General features: G+C 36.8%; 16 protein-coding genes. 4 read left to right on the top strand and 12 right to left on the bottom strand.

Annotation, left to right across the window (positions count from 1 at the left end):
• Positions 1-123: 123 nt before the first annotated feature.
• The 5 genes from ES754_RS00800 to ES754_RS00780 form a co-directional block, all read right to left on the bottom strand.
• Positions 124-750, bottom strand: a complete 627-nt coding sequence (locus ES754_RS00800) for a hypothetical protein (protein ID WP_147221169.1) — start codon at positions 748-750, stop codon at positions 124-126.
• Complete coding sequence (locus ES754_RS00795) at positions 747-3,836, bottom strand: tyrosine-type recombinase/integrase (RefSeq protein WP_147221167.1); 3,090 nt, start codon at positions 3,834-3,836, stop codon at positions 747-749. Before ES754_RS00795 ends, ES754_RS00800 begins: the two co-directional genes overlap by 4 nt.
• Before the next feature lie 2 nt (positions 3,837-3,838).
• Positions 3,839-6,388: a hypothetical protein gene (locus ES754_RS00790; protein WP_147221165.1), complete on the bottom strand. Its 2,550-nt coding sequence runs from the start codon at positions 6,386-6,388 to the stop codon at positions 3,839-3,841.
• A 118-nt stretch (positions 6,389-6,506) separates the two neighbouring features.
• Positions 6,507-7,682: an Arm DNA-binding domain-containing protein gene (locus tag ES754_RS00785; RefSeq protein ID WP_147221163.1), complete on the bottom strand. Its 1,176-nt coding sequence runs from the start codon at positions 7,680-7,682 to the stop codon at positions 6,507-6,509.
• A gap of 2 nt (positions 7,683-7,684) precedes the next feature.
• A complete protein-coding gene (locus tag ES754_RS00780; protein ID WP_147221161.1) occupies positions 7,685-7,900 on the bottom strand; it encodes a hypothetical protein in 216 nt (71 codons plus the stop codon).
• Between the two features lie 136 nt (positions 7,901-8,036).
• Between ES754_RS00780 and ES754_RS00775 the strand changes: the two genes are divergently transcribed.
• From ES754_RS00775 to ES754_RS00765, 3 genes are all read left to right on the top strand, one after another.
• Entirely contained in the window at positions 8,037-8,246 is a 210-nt protein-coding gene (locus tag ES754_RS00775) for a helix-turn-helix domain-containing protein (RefSeq protein WP_045445187.1), read from the top strand.
• 227 nt (positions 8,247-8,473) lie between these two features.
• A complete protein-coding gene (locus tag ES754_RS00770) occupies positions 8,474-8,752 on the top strand; it encodes a hypothetical protein (RefSeq protein WP_147221159.1) in 279 nt (92 codons plus the stop codon).
• Positions 8,753-8,783: 31 nt separating this feature from the next.
• Complete coding sequence (locus tag ES754_RS00765; RefSeq protein ID WP_147221158.1) at positions 8,784-9,104, top strand: hypothetical protein; 321 nt, start codon at positions 8,784-8,786, stop codon at positions 9,102-9,104.
• A 132-nt stretch (positions 9,105-9,236) separates the two neighbouring features.
• Here ES754_RS00765 and ES754_RS00760 read toward each other — a convergent pair whose 3' ends face one another.
• From ES754_RS00760 to ES754_RS00735, 6 genes are all read right to left on the bottom strand, one after another.
• Positions 9,237-9,785, bottom strand: a complete 549-nt coding sequence (locus ES754_RS00760) for a condensin complex protein MksE (RefSeq protein WP_147221156.1) — start codon at positions 9,783-9,785, stop codon at positions 9,237-9,239.
• The gene (locus ES754_RS00755) at positions 9,778-11,181 is read right to left on the bottom strand and encodes a hypothetical protein (RefSeq protein WP_147221154.1); all 1,404 of its coding nucleotides are present in this window, start codon (positions 11,179-11,181) and stop codon (positions 9,778-9,780) included. The genes ES754_RS00760 and ES754_RS00755 overlap by 8 nt, the downstream gene beginning before the upstream one ends.
• Positions 11,178-14,102 carry a coiled-coil domain-containing protein gene (locus ES754_RS00750; RefSeq protein WP_147221152.1) on the bottom strand — a complete coding sequence of 975 codons (2,925 nt, stop codon included), beginning with the start codon at positions 14,100-14,102 and terminating at the stop codon, positions 11,178-11,180. The genes ES754_RS00755 and ES754_RS00750 overlap by 4 nt, the downstream gene beginning before the upstream one ends.
• Complete coding sequence (locus ES754_RS00745; RefSeq protein WP_147221150.1) at positions 14,095-14,979, bottom strand: Wadjet anti-phage system protein JetD domain-containing protein; 885 nt, start codon at positions 14,977-14,979, stop codon at positions 14,095-14,097. The genes ES754_RS00750 and ES754_RS00745 overlap by 8 nt, the downstream gene beginning before the upstream one ends.
• Before the next feature lie 119 nt (positions 14,980-15,098).
• On the bottom strand, positions 15,099-17,780 hold the full coding sequence (locus ES754_RS00740) for a DEAD/DEAH box helicase (RefSeq protein WP_147221148.1): 2,682 nt from the start codon (positions 17,778-17,780) through the stop codon (positions 15,099-15,101).
• A gap of 3 nt (positions 17,781-17,783) precedes the next feature.
• Positions 17,784-19,325 (bottom strand): site-specific DNA-methyltransferase, encoded by a 1,542-nt coding sequence (locus ES754_RS00735; RefSeq protein ID WP_147221146.1) that lies wholly within the window; start codon positions 19,323-19,325, stop codon positions 17,784-17,786.
• Between the two features lie 343 nt (positions 19,326-19,668).
• Between ES754_RS00735 and ES754_RS00730 the strand changes: the two genes are divergently transcribed.
• Entirely contained in the window at positions 19,669-22,914 is a 3,246-nt protein-coding gene (locus tag ES754_RS00730; protein WP_147221144.1) for a DEAD/DEAH box helicase, read from the top strand.
• Positions 22,915-23,008: 94 nt separating this feature from the next.
• Here the strand turns inward: ES754_RS00730 and ES754_RS00725 are convergent, their stop codons facing one another.
• On the bottom strand, positions 23,009-25,261 hold the full coding sequence (locus tag ES754_RS00725) for an ankyrin repeat domain-containing protein (protein WP_147221142.1): 2,253 nt from the start codon (positions 25,259-25,261) through the stop codon (positions 23,009-23,011).
• Between the last annotated feature and the right edge of the window lie 134 nt (positions 25,262-25,395).

Raw genomic sequence — 25,395 nt, 5'->3', positions numbered from 1 at the left:
AAAGTAAAAGATATTTCCATATCAAAAGCAAAGCCATCATGCCTTAAACGTGATTTAGTACTTCTCGGCACTAAATTTGACTAGCAAGGTGTTTACCTAGCTAAATTAATCAGATTAACGCTTTTAATCGTTTTTGACTTTATTATGATTGTTAACAGTGAATCGAGTCTTGCCGATAAGCATTGAAAAGTCTTTTTGACTGAAATAATTTATTGGCGACTCATCTTCATTGCCAAATATTTCGTTCCAAACAGCACTACTATATTTGCTTTTAGCCTGTGATAACTCTCTAATTTCTGAATACATGACACCTGGTTTTGAAAGTGAAAGAATAGAAATCGCCCTAATATAATCCATATATATAAAGTCTATTACGTCTTGGTCAAACTTATCTTGAATTCTTTTTTTTACTCTCTTTACCTGTTCATCAGTTTTATTCTTTGTATCATGGCCTTGAGATGTTGTATAACTTAGAATCACAGTATTTTCATTAGAAATGTCATTTAGATCAAATATAGGAGAAAAACAGCCCCCGATGATTTCGTATGAACCGTCTTTAAATATGACAGAAATATTATGAATAGGTATCTCAACTCTGTTGCCGAAATAGTTAGATACGTTTTTCAGGTAAGTACTCTTATCACTACTAATATAGGCTTCCATCAGTACTTGATAAAGCCTTCTGGCTAAAGGATGGAGTTTTACGGTTGAGTTGCTATTCAAACTAATCGTTTTGGCAGATAGTTTCATAATATTAATCCTTGAGTTAGTTTTACCCTCTCGCCTATCATAATAAATACATAGTGACTAAATATTTGTATTGTTCTCACATTCCACTGCCTTATAGGTATAACAGAGTTTACTCTATTTTTAATTCTTGTAACTTCAGTTTGACTAGCGAGTGATAGCTCTACTCGGATTTGCCTTTGATTTTGACAAAAATTCTCTTCTAGCTCATTATCCATATTTCTTCTCTGTGAAATAGGTATATCTTTTAAAGCGTCGTTCCAAGCATTCTGATCTTTTTCGGCAGCTTGTGCATAGTTGTAGTAGCTCAGTCGAATATCTTTTTTATAGACTAGTTTACGAATAACTTGAAGGTAGTTATAGAGGTCTACTGCGCAGTTGAATATAATAAAATTTTTATTATATTGAGAATGAGTAAGTGTATGATATATAAATTGATGGATAGGTTTTTTGTCATCACTCTCTAAGTAAAGGCTACGAAATTTTTCCGTCATTCGCATCATGATTTTTCTATCATCATCATACCTGTCCTTAATAGGTAATAAGCCTCCTTTATTATTGATATCAAATAACCTAGGGTTACCTTTCCTAGTTTGAAACTCTGAAGCGTCTCTTAGTCGCTTTGCATTATGATGCCATGTTTCAAAAGTTTCTTGACTGACATCATAGATATGCATGAGGTTCTCATAATCACCTTTCTGAGTATAAGCTTCAAGAACTTGATGCACTTCATCGAAAGAATATTTCTTAACTTTTACAATTTTTTCATCAAACTCATTATTAAGTATTTTACTGTGCATAGGTTGCGGAAAATAAGACAGTTTAAGCTTATCAATGAGATATTCATTTATTTTTAAATGCATATTTTCAGTTTCAAATTTTTGTCTTCTCGGTATTTTTAGTATCTGATTGTGCTTCATAGCTAGCTTAAAATTGGTCTGCCATAATAATAATCCCACCTGAATGTCCGTAAAATGTACATATGATGAAAATGTTGTACTAGGAGTAGCGTGCCCTGCTATTCCTGCCAAAGCATATATTTTCTTGTATGCAAGATTCGTTTCGAAATGATTGATGATGCTAGCAGCTTGAGCTGATTCGTAGGGTAGCAAGCTTTTTAAAAACGTTGCACTTGGATGGCTATTAAATTGATAGTCTTTATCATATAAAAATGACATTAACTGAAAATTAGTTAGACAACTATGGCGTAGATGGTGTGTAGTAAGATAGCTTAAGCCAGTAACCTCTTTTATAAGATGAGTAAGCATTTTTGATATTGTTTGAGCGTTGTAAGACATACCATCTTGGCTGGCTATAAGCGTTTGACCTTTATCGCCTGAACGTTTGATGTAAACACGCTTAATTAATTTAATATCAGATTCTGTTAATAGTTGTGCAAGTAATACACGACGTAAAGCAGAGAGGCTCTTATTGTTTCCAAATTTATTATTTCTAATCTCTAGATAATTCTGAGTTTCGGCTACATCACGCAATCTTATTTTAACTATTTCACCAATTCTCAGCCCGCACCGATGTCCTAATATTAACGCTAAGCTCAAAGCCTGTTTTTCATCTACATTTGTAGTAAGGCTATCAATCTTATCAAGTATAGCTTGGAACATCTGCTCTGATATATAACCAACTTTATGATGGGGTTTATCGCTTGTAATCAATGGAGCTATAGGTTTTGTATGGTAGTTTTTAACCATGTATTGGTGTATTTCATTAATTAATGTAGCGACTGAATTCTTTGCTTTCGTGGTCTTACTGAGTTCAATCATCTCACTGTATAGCGTTATAAAGTCTTCTTCCTGATAACTTTCTAGATTTGTGTCTTGAGTAAGTGCTAGCCAGCGACTAGTGATCGTATTACTATATGTTTGAACACTGCTTACTTTACAGGTACGTGCTTTTGATAATAGCCAGCCAACTATTGCCTTTTCTTGTAAAGAGCTTTGACCACTTTTTAATCGATTATAAATTTCATCTAGCTCTTTAATCAATTTCTTTTCAGATAATTTGGCATTATTATCTTTAATGTCTTTCCTAAGTAACTTCGCTATCTCTACTACTAAGCGAGGAATGCTTTCTACATGGCCATTACTGTCCATGTTAGTTAAATTGCTATTAAATTCTTCTTGTTTCTGATTCTCATTATGTTGAATGTTATAAATCAGAGATTGCCAGTTGGATGTTGCCAGGCTATAGGTATTCTCTTTACCCGTTATAATGTACCAAGTATGTTCAGGGAGATCGAAGAAAAAATTATTTTCTAGCACATAGACCGCACCCATCAAAAAACGTTTCAAACCAAGTTCTATTTCATTACCCTGATTTGCTTGTATCAGTTGTATGCTTTGATACCGTTTGTATATTGTGAGATTTTTATCACGATCGGTAACGATATTTTTCTGCTCTTTGTTATAAGACTGAATAATATGAGCTGATAGTGGAGAAATAAAAGCCTGTACTTGATGTACTGCTTCTGACGCTTTATAAGTATTTGTGTGATAAGCCTCATCCTTGACGATCACAGTGATGGTTGGCAACCCTGAAATTTGTTCAATTTTTAGACGTTTCCCAATTATTTGATCCAATATCTCCTGTAGTATAGGAGCCTTTAGGATTGCACTGTGAAAGATTAGAGTGAATAAGATATCACTTACAGTTATATCAACAGTTTTTTTAGTTTCTAAATCTTTAACCCAGTTTAAATAAAAATCTAGCACGCGCTTGCCGTCATTGAACCATTCTTGTGTACGAAAAGATTTGGCACGAGATGATTGAATGATAAGTTTAGGAAAACCTATATCAATATTTTCATCTTCTATTCGACTTTGACAGTATTTTACGGCGTGATTATATGAGCTAGAATATTTTTTAACATCTTTAAAATATTTATTAGTGGATAAATTAGTATCAAACTTTAGCCACATCAAGTCAAACGATCGCTGTTTATCTTCAGATGCGGCAATTTTTGTCAGGTCGATGTGTTTGTCTATTAGTTCGCAAGCTAACGAAAAGCGCTTTTCTTCTAGTTTATCTCGTTTTTCTTCTCGTATCTTAATACCAGATTTTTGACCTACCATCTTTAGCGCTCCAATTGGATGACTGTAAAGCCAATACCTTTGATAAGCTCATCTAGTGTATTTGCAAACTCTCTAAGTTCAGATCGTTTCAAACCGCTAAAAGGGTCGTAAAAGCTGAATCCCAGTTCATCAGAATGTCCCATCCAAGCACTAATAACGTCATATCCAATTGGTCTTTCATTGAAGTCTGAGTTGTATGAATATTTGCCGATGTGTATATTTTTTAGCGAGCGTATAAAATGTCGATGCCAATTAAGAGGTAGCGATATATATTGTGACATACGCTCTTTTATGAATACTTTGTTTAACTTCAACTGAATAACAGTATTGGTTATCTCATCTAATTTTAGATAACTTATCAGTCCAATATGACTATCCAAAATTCCCATGTATATTTGACCAATATTACTTCCTAATTTATTAAAGAGAATGCCATTACTTTTAATAAATTTTTCATACTCATTTATTTGCTGACATACGGTGTGTGGTAGATAGATTAATCTTCCAATAGTGTCATCTTGCATTTCCTTATCGCTAATAAAATAGACTCCAGTTCTGGTATCTATATCTGACAACCTGCCAAATGGCTCAGTAACAGGTCGATAACCACTTGCAACAGACATCAAAACGTATAGATAGTCCATAAAGCTGTTATGAAGACAAACCAATGAGTCCAAGTTGTTTAACTTTAAATATACAGTAGCGGCTTCCACTTTTTGTCTTAGTTTAAACACAATCTCTTCTAGTCTAAACTCATTAACAGCTAATGCACTCCCTATAGTCTTATCCCAATAATCTGTTAATGTTTCATCGGGTAGTTCAAAAAGCATATATAGTTTAGTTTGATTTGGCTCATACTTATTTTCAAGTAGCCCTATCAAGTGATCCATATAGTCCCGTTGGCATCGAAATAAATCATATTGACTTACATTATAATAAGGTAGTGCTGAGAGGTGATGAACAGGACAGTTGGTCAATACTTCTATAAGCGCTTTATCTATATTGGTTTGAGCTAAATAGTGAGGCAAATAGTTTTTAACCTTATTTATGCTCAGTCTTATTCCAAACTCTTTATTGAGTTTACGGAGATCCTCTTTCGCTTCTTCATGAATAGAATCTCTTACTTTATCATCAGTACTTTCAATCATTTCAATATGCATCGCACCTAACGGGTACGGCATGAAAACATATAGCCTGTCTGGCTTATTAAGTTTATTTGATTTATAGGCACATAACGATTTATCCCAGTCATCATCGACATGGCTACGTGCTGGACAAAATGTGAGTTGGTAGCGATAACCGTTAGATCCAAGCTTTAACTGTTCGGAAGTATATATGTCATGAATACCTGTCAGTAAAAGCATATATAGATATAATGCGGATTGATCAGATATATCGAATTTAAACTTTCCCTCTTCATATTCATGCTCATATTCGTACTCTTTACCAATAGATAAAAAATCAAGTCTGCTTAGTTTGCTAGCTATATATTCGACCAATCTTTTTATTTCATCTTCATGTGCCGTATTAACATCAGTCACCTGATTCATAGCATTTTTTCGACGACTGTTTGATTGGCCCCCTGCTTTTACCAGATCTAAATAATAGTTACTTGGATTATCTATAGTTACTTGCTCAAAGGATTCCTGCTCATTATCTTGGCGTTCACTAGCTTCAAAAGCATCTGTATTGCTTGTAGATTCAAAGATATTTACTAGGTCACTAAACGTATTTCCTGTCGTATCGTCATAATACGAGGGGCCGTTGACAACTTGATAAGTAGTGCTAGTTATTCGAGTAATACCAGAAACATTTTTGAAGAAGTTTTCAATCGGTAGAATATACTCGTAAAGATATTGGGATATACGCTCATTAATATCATTTCTAGCATCGCTAGAAGGAAATAATGTATTTTTATCCAGTAACTTGCTTCCATACCTTTTTATTTCCGACTCAAAGGTATCAGGGGAGTTATTAAGCCATCTGGTGTAATTGTCGTTATTTTGAGCTTGGATAAGATTATCCTGAACATCCTCCAAGCTATCCATTTCCGTTAAATCAGGTAAGAAAGGGATCAAAAACTCACGGGTTTTATTAGTTAAAAATCGGCATTCATCAAGTGTGGTTTCAATCCTACTCTCATAGTCAGTCAGCTGAACCATTTTAAGACAGAGAAAAAAGTAGAGAGAACGAATGCTATTTATCTTTGCTGAGTCTGAACGACTGACTAAAAAAGTAATGAGGTAGAGATTTTTGAGATACTTGTGACGTGTTTTTAAGTTTTTGAGGAAGTCTTTCTGGTCAATACCGTTTTCGTAGATATGGAGTTTCTCTGACCCAGTTAAAGTAGAATCTATCTTCTTTGTTTTTATCCATTCAGATAAAGCATGATATTCACTTTCCATCACTAGTCTAAACTGCTCAGACAAGGTATGTTGTAGAAGTTCTAGCTCAATGAGTAATTTCGGAATTTCCTGTACATTACACCAAACAATAATATTTTCTTGTAACCACTCTTCGATTTTACAAGCTGCTTTAATCCCTGTATCCATTGCTACGCATCCTTTACAAGCCATTTCAATCACTGTAGCTGCATTTATACAAAGCATCCAGCTATAAAATAAAAAAAAGACACCTGTTTGGATGTCTTTTTGTTAAATATAGGCTTTTTCATACGTTTTGTAGTATTCCTCGTGCTATCAGTAGCTTATCTAAAGCACTTCCGTCTTGACGAGTTAGGTTGGGCACATATCGAGAATACACTGTGAATAGCATTTTTGTGTTGCTATGACCCATTTGCGCAGCAATCCACTCAGGCGACTCACCAGCAGCAAGCCAAAGCGTCGCGGCCGTATGTCTACTTTGGTAAGGATTTCGCTTATCAAGCTCTAAATATCGTAGTAATGGATACCAAACTCGCTTTGTCACATTACGATGATTTAAAGGGGTACCCGCTTTTGTACAGAACACGAACTCACTTTGATGTTTAGTTAGTTTCTTCTGACCAATTAACGCATCATAAACCAGTTGGTTCATCTGAATGATACGATTCGAACCTGAGGTTTTAGTTTCGCCTATGACACCATTAACGACTGCCTGATCAACGATGATTTGTCGGCGCTCAAAATCTATATTTCTCCAAGGCAAGCCATCAATCTCACCTGTACGCATACCTGTAAAAAATCGTACGATATAGTAAGGCTTATAGTCTGCTCTCACGTTATTGATAATCAGCATGACCTCATCTAGAGTAAAAGGACTGACATTACTTTTAGGTTCACTGAGTGGTTTTATATTCTTCCAAGGGCTGTCAAAATCAAAACGCTCAGAGGCTTCGGTCAGCACCATACGTAATGGCGTCATGATATGATTAATGCGAGACGCTGATAAGGTTCGTCCGTTATTACCATCTTTGACTAACTTACCTCGAAAAATCATGATTTTGGCTTTGCTAATGGTATTTAGCGGTAAATTGCTAAAATGAGGAATTAGGTAAATTCTAAATATATCCTCCACATTACTTATTTGAGAGTCCCGCCATTCTGGCTTTTTCTCCTCTAACCAAACTTTGCTAAAACTATCAAAGCCTGAACTTGAATCCTTATGACTATTCGTTGACCTCATAAGCTCTAAGCTTTGAAACTGCTCAAGCTTTTTACTTTTCGGAAAGTAGTTTTCATAGCGAAAACTACCTAATTGAATATCAGCTTCCATTTTGCTAACGAAATTTTCTAGACGCTTTCGATTAGGCTTAGTGTCTGCCAGTAAGGTTTGCTCTCTACAACGTTGACCTATGTATCGGAAATCTACATACAGGTTGCCATTACGGCTATTGATACTCGCCATGATTACGCTCCCGCTACAAATGGAATGGTATCGTCGTAGCCTGTCAGCATGAGTTCTTCTATTTTTTGCCAAATAAAAAGAATCTTGCGGCCACCAAATGGTTTGATGTAATGAACGCCCTCAATGAATACTGCATCCTTAAGTTGATTGCGTATAGTCTTGCTGTCATATTTAATGCGTTGTGACAGCTCTTCGGTTGTTAAATAGGTATAACTCATAGTAAAATCCTTACTAAAGATTAAAGTGTTATTATCTAATAGCTTTATGACCTGCTATAGAACATAATTTACACTAAAAATAATCTTTTGCAAGACATTTTTATCTACAGTAGGTTATTTTATTATGGAGGAGGTTATGGTGAAGTGTAATTTATCTAGAATTATGGGTGAGAAAAGATTAAAGATTGCTGATGTATCTAGAGATACTGATGTTAACAGAGGCACAATCACACGCATGTATAACGAAGAAGCCACAAGAGTGGATCTAGAAGTTGTCGAGAAGCTATGTTTATATTTGGATATTGAAGTTGGCGACCTTTATGAGATAGTTAAGGAAGAAGAATAAACCTCTCTTCTTTTAGAACCCAAGATAACGCTGCACTTGTCAGTTATTACACCAAATAATATCCAGCAAACTATAGTTTCTCAAATAGGCTGAATGTTCTATTAAGTAATAAAAAGCTCTATAGAAGGTTATTTTAAGTTGCAATAGCTCAAAATGTATGTATAATTTAATCTGTAGAAAGTCATTACGACTAACAGGAATAAATATTAATCTACAGGAGATTATACATGAACACATTTATTAAACCGCCGCATGCTTCAATTTGGCTAAGTGCTGTAGCGATATCGCTATCTACCAAGCTTATGGTAAACCTGCAAATACAACAGGGTTCACAGTTAGCAAAGATGCTAGGCGTCAATCCGATATTTTATAATGATGAGGCAGTCAGGATATGGGTGCAACGAGAGCTAAATGAAGGATTAGCGCTGAATCGTTATACCTTAACGAATCTTGAGACCAAATTTTTGGCCATTATGAATCATTACGAGATTTATTATTCGTTGTGATTAACGTTAATTATTTGGTTTGGAGATAGCCATGAGCTTAAAACTTATTTTTAGCCCTAATGCAGATCAGTCTGACATAAAACTATGCGAAGATTATTGGGCATATGAGCATGATGGAAGGTATGTAGAGCATGTAGAAATACTCTGCAGACAATACTATATCGATTATCATATTCTGTTTGGCGTATTAGCAGAGTGTCAGGCTTACTTAGATGATGTGCATTGTGAGTACTGTGGACGACCCTATAAACTCGATGTACCAGCAGATATGCCTTATGTCAGAAAACAGTCATCTTGGTTTTGCGAACCATGTATCAGTTTTTCTGGCGGGCAGCTTACAGTTGGTAGGTGATAATTTAACTATACTCAAAAGCCAGATAGTTCAACTATCTGGCTTTTTGTGATTTAACACTTAACTATAAGCTGAATCTTAGGTTAATTTAGCTGCAACGTATCTAGCTGATACAACCATCAATCCTACTTCTCAGCCGACGATAAAGTCCGCTGTGAGCTCTTCATAAAATGCCATACCTGAATCAGACAAAACAAAATTCTGAGTAATAGGGTTTTCAAACATAATTTGGCGCTCAATTAGAGTCGATTTAATACTTTTGAACATATCCTCATTCATACCAGCTCGTTGTAATATTTCTGCAGTATCTTGTAGTAATCCAATCTTATCAATATCAGAAAGCGTTAATCCACCTGAAGCGGAATTGAGTTTATCAACCTTATAATTATGTGAGGTGACGTATTTACCTATAATTAATAGCAAACAATATGCTTTCATTGCAATTTCAGTTTTGCCTAGTTCATAGGCGTTACCTTTAATTATATAAATGAACTCTGTGTTGGCGAGCAAACTAAAGCCGCACATATCATACTGGTTCTTATATACATCCAAGTTTTTGATAACTTCTTCAAACATAGGGTTTGGCTCAAAACTGCCATGTGAACCCAGACGTCTTTTGTTTACGATACGGCCGTTCATCAAATGGTCATATATCTCCACACTACTATGCAAATCAATCATTTACTTGTTCCTTAATCTTGAGATCAGTCATATTCGAATTAGTTTGATTATTTATGCGAGTCAGTACTCGATACTCCCAATAATAACTCCCGTCTTCTACGCGTCGACGTTCACTTAGTTGTCTGATTTTTGTCTTTGGAATAAGTGACAAGTAAAACTCAAGTCCATAGAGCACATCGACAAGCGTATACTCATTGATAGACGCTTTAAGATAATTATCTAAGTATTGATGGATATCTTCGATGAATTGTTCTTTTGGTAGAGAAGCGATATGTTTTAAAATATCATTTTTACGATTCTGTAGCGTTTTATCAGGTAGTTTTGGGGCATGAGCAATATCAACTTTTTGTTTAATTGGTCGTAGCTGAATCTCTTCAAAGTAGTGCTTAAACTGTTGAATGCTTTTTTCAGGGTGCCGGTCAAATTTAGCAGAAAAACTTAACTTGTGAGATGAGAGTCCATCAAAACAGCGCATATCACTGATATCTTCAAGACCCGCTGTAAGGTACAGATTCTTTTGTCCTCCATGACGATAAAGCTTATCAAAGGTTTGCATCAATGCATTGTATCTTTGTTCAATAGCCATAAAGTAGCGACGCTGTTCAGCCAAACTATACAAGTAAGTCAAAAGTCTATTAGAAAGCGATTCAATATCTTTATAATATGAAGTAACTGCTGTTAATTTATAACGTATAGCGATAGCAATTGATTCATGACCACTTTGCCGGTAGTAATCCATCAAAGTATCAATAGACTCTACAAAGTTTTTACGATTAACTAGTTGTATGTCAGGATTGATAAACTCTAAACAGGGTTTTATATGACGATCGTGTAGCTGTTGAGCAGTCTCGTACAACTCATTGATAGAATGTTTTTGCTTACCAGCCTCAAACTGACCATATTGGTTGGCAACATCATCTACCTTATGATGCAAAACCCGAATATTTTCTTTAACTGTGGTTAAAATCTCACTTATTAAATCCCAAAATAGATTAAGTTGATCGCGGTAATCTTGAGAGCCGGTTTCACACTGCATGATGTTAATAGTAGCTTGCTCAGTTTGTTGTCTTAATGATTCAAACTTGGCGTGGCTAAGCTCTTTATTTCGAGACACATCTAAAAATACCAGTAAATCGTATACTACCTTTGACATAACTAGCATGCCACTCACTTTATCATGATGAGTAAAAATGCCTCCAGCAAGCAGATGATCTAGACTCAAAATGTTTTTTAAAGATTCGTTATCCTGCGATAAAACTTTCTTATTATAAAATTGAACATAGGCGGTAAAAGGAAACTCCATAGCGCCGTCATGTGAGTTGATATAGTCAATAAATTGAAAAAAATCATATTTAAACTCTAGTACCTTTTCAATCAGGACATCACGGTTAATCATGCTAAAGCCCCAGTTAGTCGTGCTTGGTCGTCATTGATCTGGCCCCAAACCTCAACTGATTCAGGCAAAATATTAAGTACACAGCTTGCTACTTTAGGTGGGTGCTGAAAAACGTTGTAATCCACACGTATCCAGCGTTTGACAGACTGACATACTGATGCTCGCTGAGTTGGCGTAGCACAAAATGCTGAAAAACCGTGTCTATCAATACAGTCGATAATTGTGCTGGTGTTATCATCATCTAAATCACCGATTTCATCAATGACGATAGGCATCTTAAAAGAAGCCCCTTGCATAAAGATTTGTCCAAGTAAAATAGCAATGATTGAGGCGGTAATGGTACTGGTAGTACCGCCAGACTGTGATTTATCAGTCAAAACGCCATTCACATCGATATATTCAAAATTAATTTTACTAATGATGTCGCGCATTTTAATTAGCTTGGTTCGCTTGTTCGCATGTTTTTCCATAAACGCCATTAAAGTGCGATAAAACTCATCACTCATAAGCTTGGTTTGGGTAATATCATGATTTTTCTGTAGTTTGCGAACGTGTTCAAAGTCTGCGTGGCAGTGTAGCTTAATGCGAACTTGCTTAAGATTGGATATTTGATGTGTGTTTAGCTCAGCATTAATTGCGGCTACATAGTCCGTCAGCATTTGGCTAGCATCACTAATTTCACGAAGTTGGCTGCTGATGATCTGGTTATGTCTACTGATATTGTTGGCTTGCGTTTGGATCTGATAATTAAGCGAACTAAAACTATTGTTATAAGTAGCAATGATATCGCTTAATTGGGTCAGTGTTTGAATATTAGTAAACTGATCAACATTGTCATTAGGTACCTTTTGTATGAAAGTCTCAATTACATTTTTAAGTTCACTGTAATCACTAGTATGAGCGTTAGCTTGCTGAGTTAAGTCATTAATAGTGCGCATATCTAAGTGGAGCGACTTATCGTGCCTTTGGGTATAGGCTTCTATAATCTCTGAAATCTCAGTTTCGCTATAATGTGTTGCACCTATGCTTGTAGTCACCTGACTTAAGCTACCAGTATAATGATCAAAATTACTCCGCTGACTTTCAAGTTTATCTCGTTGAGTAAGCATAGTCTGCAAGGCTTGATATGCCTGATCTTTTTCATTCCCAAGCATTATAAGTTGTTCAGATAGCTCTGACTTTAAGTCTACTTTTTCTTTGAGCTGTTGCTTGTTAATTTCAATATCTTCGAGGCTGATTTTATAGCGCTCCAGAGCAACAATTTGATTGCTAAGAGTAGCTATTTCTTCTGTAAGTTCATCTAAACTTTGCTGGCGTGAAGCGCCGCTCGTATCATTAGTTGCATTGAGGAGCGTTGTTCTATTACTGTCATCTTCTTTAATTCGCTGTTCAAGATTAGCAATAGAGTGTACTAAAGACTGTCTTTGCTCTTCTACTTGGAACCTTTGAGTTGTCGTATTTGGCATTTGGACTTGGTTAAAAAGGAGCTGCTTACCTGCTGTATCGAACCAATTCGTAAATGATTTTATAGAATCAATCTGATCTGATGTCAATTCTAATGCGAGCGCACCAAAGTTATTGTTTAGACTAAATAACACGTCAGCTGTTTCAGCTGTTAGCTGCGTCAACATAAGATTATCGATATTCTCTAAAGTATCTTTCTTATGCTTAAGCTTTTCTGTGTTTTGATTGATGCTCTTGGTCAATTCTTCTAATTTTTTAGTACTACGCATAGTATCAAGGAGTGCTGATTGTTGAGTTCCAAGTGCCTCTTTACGTTCACTAAGTATAGATGCCAGTTCAATGGCATTAGTATAATCATGTTGGGATAGTACTTGCTCAGCTAGATATATATTATCTTGATATTTTTGTATTGTCTTATCCAACTCATTAGTAGCACCCTCTAGCTTGCTAGTTTCTTTTTCAACTTTTTCAAATCTAGAATCTAAATCTGAATGTGACTTTTGCGCTTCAGTGAGTTTTTTAGATAAGTTAGCAAAGCTACTAGCATAGCTTGCTTTGCTATTCGACAAAGTTTTTGACAGTATAATATGCTGCTCAGTCAGTATTTTACGCTTTGCTTTTAAGTCTTCAAATTTAGATTTTAAGTTTTCATAATTCTCTTTATTGTTTTTTAGGCACTGTAACTCTTCATTCTTTTGTAATAGCTTTTGGTAGTCTTCTTCAAGGCTCACTAAGTCAGCATTCATGCGCTCTTGTGGTCGTCCGCGCTTCATTTCAATCAATGTGGCAATGGCATCTGCTAAAGCTTCAGTGCCACCTGTACCTGCATCAAACGCCATTTGGTAGATACTGCGAAACGCATGTACTGCCTTATTGGTGTTTTCAGATAGCGGTACAATACTGTAACGACTATGAGCACCTGTAAAGTTGCTATACATCAGCTCAGTTAGTTGCCTATCATCGCTCACATGTAAACCACCATGTTTCTTTTGAAATGCCAAAATAGTAGTCACACTTAAATCATTAGCAAAGTTTTTGCTGTGATCATCCCAAAATAAGTGTCTGATTTCGTCATAAGATAAGGGTAAGAAAATACGGTAGTAGCGAAAACCTTTATCACGATATAGCACCATACAGGCTACACCAGCATCATTCTTGGTCTCCATTATCAAAAAAGACTGAGGTGAAGGAAAGTAGAACTCGTAGGAATCTTCTTTTGAGTAAACGCCAGTCTTACCTTTAAACTGAAATTTCTTATGACAATTACTAAAATCTGTTTCAGGATAAAGCATTAATTTGGTCGCGGCGAGGCTTGCTGTTTTGCCTGCATTATTAGCACCAAACAAGGCCAGATGATTGTCTAGGCGAATCTCTGAATAAGCATGATTTGCAGAGTTAACGAATACGATGCGCTTCAGGGTATAATTTAAAGTTTCACTTGCGAGCATATCAGTCATATAAGTAACTCTCTTGTTCTAAGGTTTTATGTGTCTTGGTAATTACATTGCTTATAGCATCCAATTCAACATGATGCGAGCAAATATGACGAATGTCAGATACGGTTTTAGACTTAGTAAAGCCAGCCACCTGGTTCAATCGGTATTCAATGTCATCGGGCATTACAAACTCAATCGTCTTGTTAGGTAATAATTTAATAAGATTACTAGCAATAGTCACGCCACCTAAGTCGATATCGCCACATACATAAAGTTTCCGATAATCTGACAGAAAATCTCGATGTAGGGAGTTGCTGATATCATTACCCGCTCCGAAAATGACATCATAGCTTGAGCTGCTGAATTGGCAACGCATCTGTAAGAATGCTTGAGTTTGAGTCCAATTTAAAAAAAGCTGTCTGTTCTCAATAATAACTGCGTCTTTTTCTTTCCTTTGTTTCATATTTCCGATAGCTTGGATATTTGAAGACAATTCATCAGAAAAAGATGGTGGATAGCTGGGCTTTCCCTTAGCATCTATTGTTATAACGATAGGATGAGACATATTAGAAAACTGTAGTGAGTCTGAAAGGTGAGCATCATGAATCACTAGCAAATAAGACCCCATTACTTTGTGACTATGACTTAAGTTCTGACGAGCACTGCTTATGCGGTCATCACCAATCTGATTAACGTAGTGCTTAAGTACTTGATCTAGTTCTATTGGCAAACTGATAACACGATAATTATTTCCTGAAGACTTAGTGGCTTTGATATCGCTTAGCTCAAAGCACACTCCTAAGTTCAATGAGTCTATTAGTTTCTTAAATCGCAATAAATTTATCGATTTGCCACCCTCAATACTTGAAAGCATGTTTTTAAGGCTGTTCGCACTCATCGTTTCTCCAGAACTTCAAACCAATTGATACAAATTTTTCTTTTAACCTACTATGGTCTATATATTAAGAGCTATAAATCCAAGTAACGAGTGACTTCAATAAAGCAATACAAGCTACTTTATCCAATAATGTTAAGTATCTGCTGCCGCACGTCTTGACCTTTATCATCTTTTTTAACCGCCATTAAAAACAAGCATTGACCCTGGCTATGACTTGCCCAGAGTTCGCCTACCATACGTTTCTCTGCTGAATCGTCATTGGTTTCGTAAGGCTTGCCTTTATACTCCACCACCAATATACGACCATCTTGCAGTTCAACTATAAAGTCAGGATAAAAGTTATTATGTGCTAAGGGCAAACTAAATGATGCTTCTCCACGCCGAACTAGATTTCTTACCCAATGCTTAACTTGAGTCAATGACTCAATGATCTGAGCACAATCAAACTCTTCACCTGAAGGTTTCATATCCTCAATTTGCGGATAATAATGTTTATCAAAATCATATCTGCCAGAATAGTAAGGTGGTCGCGCAGGATAGTTATCTGCTTTAAACTCGTAACTAAAATCGTAAGTCGTAAGCACGTCAGCATCGCTTGCGAATAAAGTTTGCTGATACCCTTTAGTCATGGCCTGCTGTCTATACGCAGATACTAGCTCCTGTATAGAACGAGCAAGGGGGTACTTACTACGTATGAGCGTGGTCAATGTAAGCGCGGGTATTTGCAATAACTGATTGACTATTTTAGTTAAGAAACTCGTCATTTCACGCTGAGTGACATCACTTTGACGGCATTCATGGTCTAGCCAGCCTATAAGCTCATCTTGGGTTACTTCGGTATGAGCCAGGTTTAGATTTAAAGTTTGTGACTCATGAGCAAGGTTATATTTAACTTTTTTGCCTTCTACATCGACTAGGAAGCTTGTCGTTTCCTCGTGAGGCTGGTAGTCGAGCTTAGCTGGATAATCTAATAGATTCCAACCTGATACATCCAAGAATACTTCTTTCTCAACCAGTTCAAGCTCACCCTGAACCATGACACACAATCTAGGTAGCGGGGCAAATTTCACTCCGTTCTCTGCTGGTGACAAAGCTGCATGTACACTGAGGTTATGCCTATCAACTGAAGTCTCAATCTCTTTTTTATCTTCAACAGCTACTTTGGTAATAGCTTTTTTCAACGGCTCTGAGACTTTACCCGTAACCGTGACCACTTGGCGACCATTTACCTCAGAGATTTTAATGCTACTGCGTTCTTCTTCTGATAACTCGGTAGTATCTATCGTATCTTCCACCTCAACCATCAAGGAAGGTGGCATAAATTTAGGTTTCGAGTTTACAGCGTCATCTTTATCTACCTGACCAAATAAATCGCCTTGATTGGCATCTTGCTGTCGAAGGAACGTGGCTACCTCCATCTCTTCAAAACCCATCGAGATGAGTTTATCTGTCAGCTCTTTTGCCGCCTGTGCCAAACTTGTGGTTGCCAAATGTGCATAAGCTCTATTTAGATCTTCTATCACGCGGCGCTTTGCATAAGGCATTCGCAATACACGCCCCAATAGCTGCTCAGCATCTTTGCTAGAAGAGACTTGTTTGACTGAACAGAACACGTAGGCAAATGAACAATCCCAACCTTCTTTCAAAGCTTCTATAGTAATGATGTACTCGATAGGACAGTTAGGGTCAAAAAGATCAATGCCATCTAGCTCTCGCTGTGCCCCTGTAACTACTGCAATTTTATCCTCAGTAATATTATGATCTTCAATCAGACACTTTTTGAGTACTTCAACCGTTACCTTGCCGTTCTTATTCTCTGCCTGTAGTAGGACGATAGGACGTATATAGTCGATATCCTTTTGTGCTTTAAGCGCTAATCTATCGCGTGTTAATACCGCATCACGTACCGCTTCTTCCCAGCCATTAATATGCTCGGTCAAAATGATAGGTAACTTGATCATCTCTTCAGCTTTTAGTTGCGCCGCTGAGACATGATATAAAATATTACTACCATTGGTCGTTGAGGTATTAGGAGTAGCGGTAAATTCGATAATGGCCGCAGGATGCACGCGCTTTAGGGTATCAAAGGTTAATGAGGTTCTAGCATTATGAGCTTCATCGACGATTACTAAAGGGTTGTAAAGCGCTAATAGGTTGGCAAAAGAGTATTTTATCTTGCCTATATCATTTACAGTCAAACCGTTTTCGGAAACGTCATCTTCACTGACAGTCTCTAGCTTGTCATAAAAAGGATGTTGACGACTCAGTTTGGCAAAATGCGGTTCAAAATCTTCATGATACTGATATACCTTGCGATCAGACGTCTTAGCTACTCGCAAATTGGCAATAGTAGAGACGACTATGATCGTTTTGTTGCCAATATCCTGTGCACGGATTTGATTGACATCAGCGATATCGTAGACACTGACTTGATTGGCAAAGGCGCGGTTTAAATGATCAGTATAGTCTGGGTTGCTCTTGAGAGCCGAGACGGTCTGCTGCTGAATGGTAGTAGTAGGTACTAGCCATAATACAATGGGGAAATCTTGCGACAGATAATGAGTCGCAGCTGTAGAGACCGCATAAGCGCCTAGTACAGTCTTGCCGCCACCTGTCGGAATGCGAATACAGACATAAGGCGTATCATCGAAAGAGTAAGTACGATAAGGGGTTTCTACAAAATTATTATCCTGTAGTGTCTGCTGAAATGCTGTGTCGATGTCACCATCCATACGGCAACGCTGAAAAAAACTCGTAAGGGTGTCAAGTGCACCTTGCTGATAGCTCTTTAGTTCAAACATCGCTTATCTTCCTTTCACATCGTATGGTATTTGCTTAAATATAATACTTTCACTCTTGAGACGGGCTTCTCCCATTCGGCTCGTCTCACCATAGATGACTTTTTTACCATTTTCGGGGTCTTCAGGATGTGGTGGTAATATTGACAGCACTTTCGATGTGAGTACGTTACCACCGTCAGGACGTTTATCACCTAAAATACCGTTATAAAGTAGGTAGTAAGCTACGCCATTGTGCACGCCAAGTAGTGGTGATTTAGCAGACTGCTGTAGTGCTTGCCTAGTATCGCCATACCAAATGTGGGAAGCCAGCGCATCAAAGCTGATACCCTCTCTTAAGGAGCCGTTTTCATTAAAAATGACTTCACCTAAGCGGTAGAATTTGAAGCCACTGCCGCCTATCCAGTTGACGTCTTCTGAAATACCACCTTGCTCACCATCAGCTACTTCTTTTAGGCGTGGTTGGGCGTGTGTAACTGCATGTTCGCCAAGCTCGATACCAATGAACCTACGATTCATTTTCATAGCAACAGCGGAGGTAGTAGCAGACCCAAGAAATGAATCAAGCACTAAGTCACCTTCGTTTGAAGCGATATGAATTATTCGTTGAATAAGCTTTTCAGGCTTAGGGGTAGAAAAAGGCGAATCTGGATTTAACTTCATTACTTCTCTTTTGGCATCTTGATTATGACCTACCTCTTGCCAGAGCCAAACAGACTGAGGTGTCGTTGTATCATCAACTGTACTAAGAAATCTTTTAAAAGCTGGGGTACTATTCGTACCGTCTTTCCCCCACCAAATTGAATTTTCTTTCACATGGCGCTGATGAGTTTCATAGTTGTAACGCCAAACAGCAGTCTTAGAGGGCCAGATCTCTTTACCTGTTTCGGGTTGTATGATCGCGTAATATAAATTCGGTCTTTCTTTTGAGCTTTTATTACATTTGTAGTTATCTGCTCTCCATAAGCCTCTAGAGTCATTATCAGGATTTTTATAAGCTTTATTAGACTCAATATTTCTTTTTAATTTATTAGGAGTCCAGTTTGTTTTTGACTTAGCATAAATAATCACATGATCATGATCCTCACTTAAAGACTTTGCATCATTGGATGCGGCATACTTTTTTTGCCAAATTGAATTTGAAATAAAATTACTTCTTCCAAAAATCTCATCGCACATTACTTTTAAATAGTGCGCCTCGTTATCATTTAAAGTTATCCAAATAGACCCATCTTCAGATAGTAGCTGATGTAGCAACTCTAAACGTGGATACATCATCGACAGCCATTTACTGTGCTCTAAATTATCATCATAGTGTTCAAAGGCACTTTTGGTGTTATAAGGCGGGTCAATAAAGATGCACTTTACCCTTCCTGCATGCGTAGGAATAAGTGCCTTCAATGCATCGAGGTTATCGCCTTGGATTAGCATATTGTCAGTATCTGACTCGCCATACGATAATTCTGGCACTAGCTCCACCAAACGATACGGACAGTCACGTGCTGTAGTCAACGCTTGCTCTTTATTCAACCAATTCAATATAGGCATATCGCCTCACTTCCTTCTTTATTTTCAGCCGTAAATGGCTGGCATGTTTAGTGCTTAATATTCTGAGTGGTAATTTATCATATAACCCGCTTGCTCTCACCAGATATCGACCTGTAATACGATATCTTAGGCTTTTGCTTTGGCAGAGCTACTTTAAGCTATTGTTGGATTTTTTTCAGGGTTGAATTGAGTCTTTGCGACATTACTTGTCGTATATAGATATATTGTATCTATCAATTTTTGTGGGGTGTTGGTATATTTGAGTTGAAATGCATATATCAAAAAACATAGATCATTTAAGAAGATAGATCAACGTCAACTCTATCCAAGCGGAATTATACTGATGGAACTAACCTTACCAGAACTAAGTCTATCCACAAAACAAGTCGGAAGTAAGAATAGTTACCACTTGTCCATTGAGCCGAGAAAAATTATAAATTTTGACGAGATTATTGAGGACAAAGGTTATAGCCTTATACATGATGGTGAAGTTCAATATTGTTTCGTTAGAGATAACAACAGAGTTCCTGAAGGCTTTGAATACGTTATCCATTGTGATAAACAGTTGACGGTTAACTCTTTCGATAGTGTTAAATTAAAAGAGTGGCTAAAGCACCCCAATAAAATCCATCACACGCCAGCGGAAGTAAGAGGGTCTTGGCGAAATAAATTCCACTTTAAAGAAGAAGATACGTCAAATGAAGTTTTGGGCCTAAGAATACCGCAAATATCAGCCTTATATGCCATTTTAAGTCATATAAAAGTATCAAGCCAGATGGCTACCGTTGTTATGCCAACGGGTACAGGCAAAACAGAAACCATGCTGTCTGTATTGGCTGTCGAAAGATGTGAAAAGTTACTGGTTATCGTGCCATCGGACGCACTGCGCAACCAATTAGCAGAGAAGTTTATAACGTTCGGATTGCTGAAAGCATTTGGCATTCTTGATAAGGATACATTAAATCCTATAGTAGGCATTCTCAAGCAAGGCGTATCAGCCCTTAATGACTTATTTGATATTATTGATAACTCTAACGTGATTGTCACTACCATGAGTATCATGGATGGCTATAATTCAAATGATTTATTACAAATTGCTGAGCGTTTTACACATGTATTCGTGGATGAAGCACATCATGCCAAAGCAAACTCGTGGGAGCGAGTGTTAAGTAAATTTGATAAGGCCAAAGTTGTGCAATTTACGGCGACCCCTTTTCGGCAGGATGGCAAAGCACTTAATGGCAAAGTCATCTTTAATTTCAGCCTAAAAATGGCTCAAGACCAAGGTTATTTTAAGCCTATCGACTTTTTACCTATTCGAGAATACGATCTTAAAAAAGCTGATAGAGTTATTGCACAGACGGCTGTGGCAAGATTACGTCAAGATATAGCCAATGGTCATAATCATATTTTAATGGCAAGGTGTGCGACTAAAAGCAAAGCTGAAGAGGTGTTTAGAATCTATGCTGAATTCACTGATTTAAACCCCATTTTAGTTCATTCATCAATACGAGATAAAAAAGCTATTTTAAACGCTATCATCAATCTTGAACATAAGGTAATAGTTGCTGTCAATATGCTAGGAGAAGGGTTTGACTTACCTCACCTTAAAATAGCAGCGTTTCATGATATTAGAAAAAGCTTACCTATTACATTACAGTTTGCGGGCAGGTTTACAAGAAGTTCTTTAGATAATCAGCTAGGAACCGCTAGCTTTGTAGCGAATATCGCTGATGTGACTGTTGAAGAGGAATTAAGCGATTTGTATGCTAGAGATGCAAATTGGAACAGTCTGCTTGCTGCTTATAGTACAGATGCTACATCAGAGGAGATGGAGTTTTACGAATTTATACATGAGTTTAGAGATTTAGCCAACAGTCAAATACCATTCCAAAATATCCGCTTTGCTATGAGCGCTATGGTATATCGGAATATAAGTGAAAATAGCATAGCTTATTTTGATAGGTTTGAACAAGGTTTACAAAGATTCAAAGAATGCGAATATCACTTTAGCGACTACAATGAAGCAAATCAAACTTTAGTAATCATCACTGCTGATAAAGTTAATATTGACTGGGTGAACTACAAAGAAATCTATGGTTTAAATTGGCGTTTAATGGTATTGCACTACAACGTAGAAGAAAAGCTTTTGTTTATACATGATTCAAATAGAGACGACAACTTTGATAAATTGGCTGAAGCAATCTTAGTCGCACCACTTCATATAAAGAAGATAGATGTCTTTAGAGTGTTAGATGGCATCAATAGATTACAATTACAAAACGTAGGGTTAAAAGAATTTTTAAGCAAAAGCATCAGGTTTACAATGCGTTCCGGCTCAGACATTGAAGAAGCTATAGCTGATTCAACACTAAGAAGCACTGAAAAGTCATTTGTATCAGGTACTGGTTACAAGGAAGGTGATAAGGTAACTATCGGTTGTTCATTTAAAGGCAGAATATGGAGTAAACGCCGAGGTAATATAAAAAACTTCGTCACATGGTGTGAAGAGATGAGTAAGAGCTTAAACGACGAAAGTATTGATCCGAATCAGGTTCTAAAAGCCACGTTACAACCCAAGGAAGTTAATAGCTTACCTGATAATGTACCAATCATGATTGATTGGGATGAAGGAATTTATACGGATTACTCTGAGTCGCATGTTTATTTAGAGATTGATAATCAAAGTATCAACTTATCTGAATGCTCAATTAATTTAGGCAATTGTAGCAATAATGAGATACTTTTTGAAATTGAGACACCTAGCCATAACGTTAAGTTTAAACAAACTATTATAGTTGAGAAAGTAGACGGACAGGCGCAGTCAAGATATCTGATTACTAAACTATCTACTTATCAAGCACATTTTAAGCTCAAAACAAAAAGAGTAGATTTAGATTTTTATTTCAATGATACTCCACCTTCAGTTTGGTACGCTGATGGATCACGTCTAACTGGTAATGAGTACACGACCATAGAACAAATTATGACACCATACCCAGTCGAAAAGTTAATAGCGCGAGACTGGACAGGTGTAGATATAGGCAAAGAGTCGCAATACGTTGAGCCACTAATAATTGATTCTATTCAATATAGAGTGATCAACGATTTGAAGGCTCAAGATTTTGATATTATTTACGATGATGACGGGTCAGGTGAAATTGCGGATGTGGTTGCTATTAGAGATGAGGAGTCAAGAATTTATATTCAACTACATCATCTGAAATATGCTAAAGATGGTCGTATTAGCGCACGTATTGATAATTTTTACGAGGTTTGCGGGCAAGCACAGAAGTCAGTTATTTGGAAACAAAAAAAGGGTAGCGACTTTTTTAATCATCTATTACGCAGGCAGACAAAAGTACGTCTAGGTCAATCGAGAAGTAGGATTGAAAAAGGCAGTGTTGAAAAGCTTGAAAGTTTAATGAGTATGGCTAATAGAAAGCCCATAAAGTTTGAGATTTTTATTGTACAACCTAGTCTTTCTATTGATAATCCACCTGAGGATACTCTAAGATTATTGGCAGTCACTGAAAAATATTTGAAAGAGACTGCGAATATAGACCTGAATGTTATTGTGAATGAATAAAACCGAGCTCTTCGAGAGTTTTTCGCATTTATGTAATTAGACTATATACGTAAGAAGCCTCAAGTAAATCGAAAACCTGAGGCTAAAAAGCTGTTTAACTTATACTATCACTAATCTCTAAAGTTGAATGCCTGTCTATAACCTCCAGCACATTGTCAGCCTTAAAGTGCTTGCAAATTTTCTCATAGCCGACTGCTTTACCATATCTACGATCTCTATATACCATATTGATGATTTCATCTTTTGAGTCTTCAGTAGCGTTATCTAGCACATGAGAGACCAGTTCAGCTTCATTTAGCTCACAGGCTAATAAAAATGGAGTGTACCCGTCGATGCCATGCCAGTCATATTTAGAGCTAGGATTTGCACCTTCATCAATTAGTAGCTTTGCTATTTTGCGCATTTCTCTCAAATCAAATAACTCGTAGTTTGCCTGAGAATGCTCTTTAAAAACTTCAGATAGCTCTTTAAGAATAGCCATTTCATCCGAACTTTTCATACTTTGAATAAGATAGCTCGTAACTTCCTGTCTATTAAGACCAAGGCTACCCTGTGTCTCTCTAATAAAGGCAGAAAATTCAAAATCGCTCATTCTAGCTATCGCTGTTTCTGGATCTTCAGTGATCATAGAAAACTGTTTGAGTAACATTTTTGAGTTTTTAATCGTTCCAATTAAAGATATACAGGTAGTTAATGCGTCTAAATGACCACTACCGCCTTTTTGATTGACATCTGCTCCTAGGTTTAGAATATGTTCAACGACATCAGTTCGTCCTGTCTGCACCGCACTTAATAATGGTAAAAGGTGCTTTTTAGAGGTCATTGCATTAATCGTTTTTGGCACGTACTCTAAATCTTTGAGCGTTTGATAAAACCTATCGTCTGGTTCATGAATATCAGTTAAATTCATGTGCTGTAAAGCGACTAATAAAGCTGACTCGTTGTTATCAGAGAGGATGTTGATGTCAGCACCAGTTTGTAAGAGTTGATTAACAGCATCTAGATCCTTTCGTAATGTGTTCCAAATAAGCTGTGTCGTTACTTGCTTGCTCTTACCCTTATTTCTATGAAGCTTGTCATTGTTATTTATTTTCACTTTTTTATTAGGTTTTTTGAGGTCAAGTGTTAGCTCTTCTGCGTTTAAACGTATAGGTAGAACAGCTGAGCTCACTTTATATTTTTCTGGTAGTTCAACCTTAAATTCATTGAACACCCTTTGCGCATTACTTCGCCACATATTAATTTCCCAGTCCTCGACTAGGTTTTCCTTCTTACGTTTGGTGTCTTTCGTTACTATTGTAGGTAGAGTATAGCCATACAGAGCTTGAATACTTTTTAGCTTTGTTATCAGGTTCATATCAGGAGACTCTTGCCAGCTAGCAATGACAAAACCAACTTCAATAACTTTTTCACATATATGACCAGATCTGTATAAGCTCAAATCAAACGCATCAATAAAGCGTTTTTTAGCCTGTTCTAAATCATTCTTGGCAAAACTAGCCACACTGTAGGCCAGAAGCTCCATTCTAATTGCACTGATACTATTTCTAAATTTATCATCGTTTTTTTCAAATAACCGATGAACGTAATCTGTATCTCGCGTTTCAAGGGCGAATATAGCTTCTTCAAACATTACCATAGATGAGTCCAATGACCTAGGCTGCTCAATATATTGATTAAAAATATCAGACTCATGGCTTCTTTTGAAATATTCAATAGCACGTGCAGTTAGTAAGAAAACTAAGACATTCTTCGGTGCATTTTGAGTGTTAAAAATAGACATCAAGCTGGTACGACTAGGAAGATCAGCTCCACGACGCCATGCCGTAATCTTATCTTTATCGTTCTTAGATAAAACTGCATAAAAGGTATTCCAACCTTCAATCCGTTTTTCAATAACTTTAAAAGCTGGCTCTAAGCTAGAAGAATTATCAACCATTAGTTTAACGTAGTCAGATTTTTCAAAAGGCTTAGTCCTTATCCCTAAAAAATAAATAATATTAATTAGATTAGGGCAGAAGAAAGCTTCAAGGATCCAAGGTCCAATATCGTCTCTATTTCGCTCTGATAGATTGTAGGTTGCTACTACCTTCAGATAATCGTCAAAAATTTGAGCAACTAAAGCCTTAAGCTCATTCTCGACTGATTTTTTTAGCTCAACTCGTTCGATAACTTTATATATATGTATATTGATAAGCTGGTCAAGCTCATTCTTACTTAGATATAGATCATGACATTTGTTATCTAACGATTCACTATCATTCTTGCTGTCAATTGCTCTAGCAATAGCTCTTACTACTTCAGCAGGGAAGAAATAAGGGGTTTTCTTAGTGCTTGTATTGCTCATTATGCATATCCTTCTTTTGCATGTCTAATATCATTAATAAAATTCTTAAGTGCCCTATGATCGCTCGGCGTTTTAGAAAAAGTAACAGACTGTCTGCATGGTGCAACGATCTGATTGTGTTTTTGTTTCTTTCT

The sequence above is a fragment of the Psychrobacter frigidicola genome (assembly GCF_007997305.1).
Taxonomy (GTDB): domain Bacteria; phylum Pseudomonadota; class Gammaproteobacteria; order Pseudomonadales; family Moraxellaceae; genus Psychrobacter; species Psychrobacter frigidicola.
This window is presented reverse-complemented; position numbering and strand designations above follow the sequence as displayed.

Bases quoted from the DNA above. Each gene is read 5' to 3' on its own strand.
- ES754_RS00770 (WP_147221159.1), top strand. From the start codon at position 8,474: ATGAACACATTTATTAAACCGCCGCATGCTTCAATTTGGCTAAGTGCT.
- ES754_RS00725 (WP_147221142.1), bottom strand. From the start codon at position 25,261: ATGAGCAATACAAGCACTAAGAAAACCCCTTATTTCTTCCCTGCTGAA.
- ES754_RS00730 (WP_147221144.1), top strand. From the start codon at position 19,669: ATGGAACTAACCTTACCAGAACTAAGTCTATCCACAAAACAAGTCGGA.
- ES754_RS00745 (WP_147221150.1), bottom strand. From the start codon at position 14,979: ATGAGTGCGAACAGCCTTAAAAACATGCTTTCAAGTATTGAGGGTGGC.
- ES754_RS00795 (WP_147221167.1), bottom strand. From the start codon at position 3,836: ATGGTAGGTCAAAAATCTGGTATTAAGATACGAGAAGAAAAACGAGAT.
- ES754_RS00775 (WP_045445187.1), top strand. From the start codon at position 8,037: ATGGTGAAGTGTAATTTATCTAGAATTATGGGTGAGAAAAGATTAAAG.
- ES754_RS00735 (WP_147221146.1), bottom strand. From the start codon at position 19,325: ATGCCTATATTGAATTGGTTGAATAAAGAGCAAGCGTTGACTACAGCA.
- ES754_RS00740 (WP_147221148.1), bottom strand. From the start codon at position 17,780: ATGTTTGAACTAAAGAGCTATCAGCAAGGTGCACTTGACACCCTTACG.
- ES754_RS00800 (WP_147221169.1), bottom strand. From the start codon at position 750: ATGAAACTATCTGCCAAAACGATTAGTTTGAATAGCAACTCAACCGTA.
- ES754_RS00755 (WP_147221154.1), bottom strand. From the start codon at position 11,181: ATGATTAACCGTGATGTCCTGATTGAAAAGGTACTAGAGTTTAAATAT.
- ES754_RS00785 (WP_147221163.1), bottom strand. From the start codon at position 7,682: ATGGCGAGTATCAATAGCCGTAATGGCAACCTGTATGTAGATTTCCGA.
- ES754_RS00765 (WP_147221158.1), top strand. From the start codon at position 8,784: ATGAGCTTAAAACTTATTTTTAGCCCTAATGCAGATCAGTCTGACATA.
- ES754_RS00750 (WP_147221152.1), bottom strand. From the start codon at position 14,102: ATGACTGATATGCTCGCAAGTGAAACTTTAAATTATACCCTGAAGCGC.
- ES754_RS00790 (WP_147221165.1), bottom strand. From the start codon at position 6,388: ATGGATACAGGGATTAAAGCAGCTTGTAAAATCGAAGAGTGGTTACAA.
- ES754_RS00760 (WP_147221156.1), bottom strand. From the start codon at position 9,785: ATGATTGATTTGCATAGTAGTGTGGAGATATATGACCATTTGATGAAC.
- ES754_RS00780 (WP_147221161.1), bottom strand. From the start codon at position 7,900: ATGAGTTATACCTATTTAACAACCGAAGAGCTGTCACAACGCATTAAA.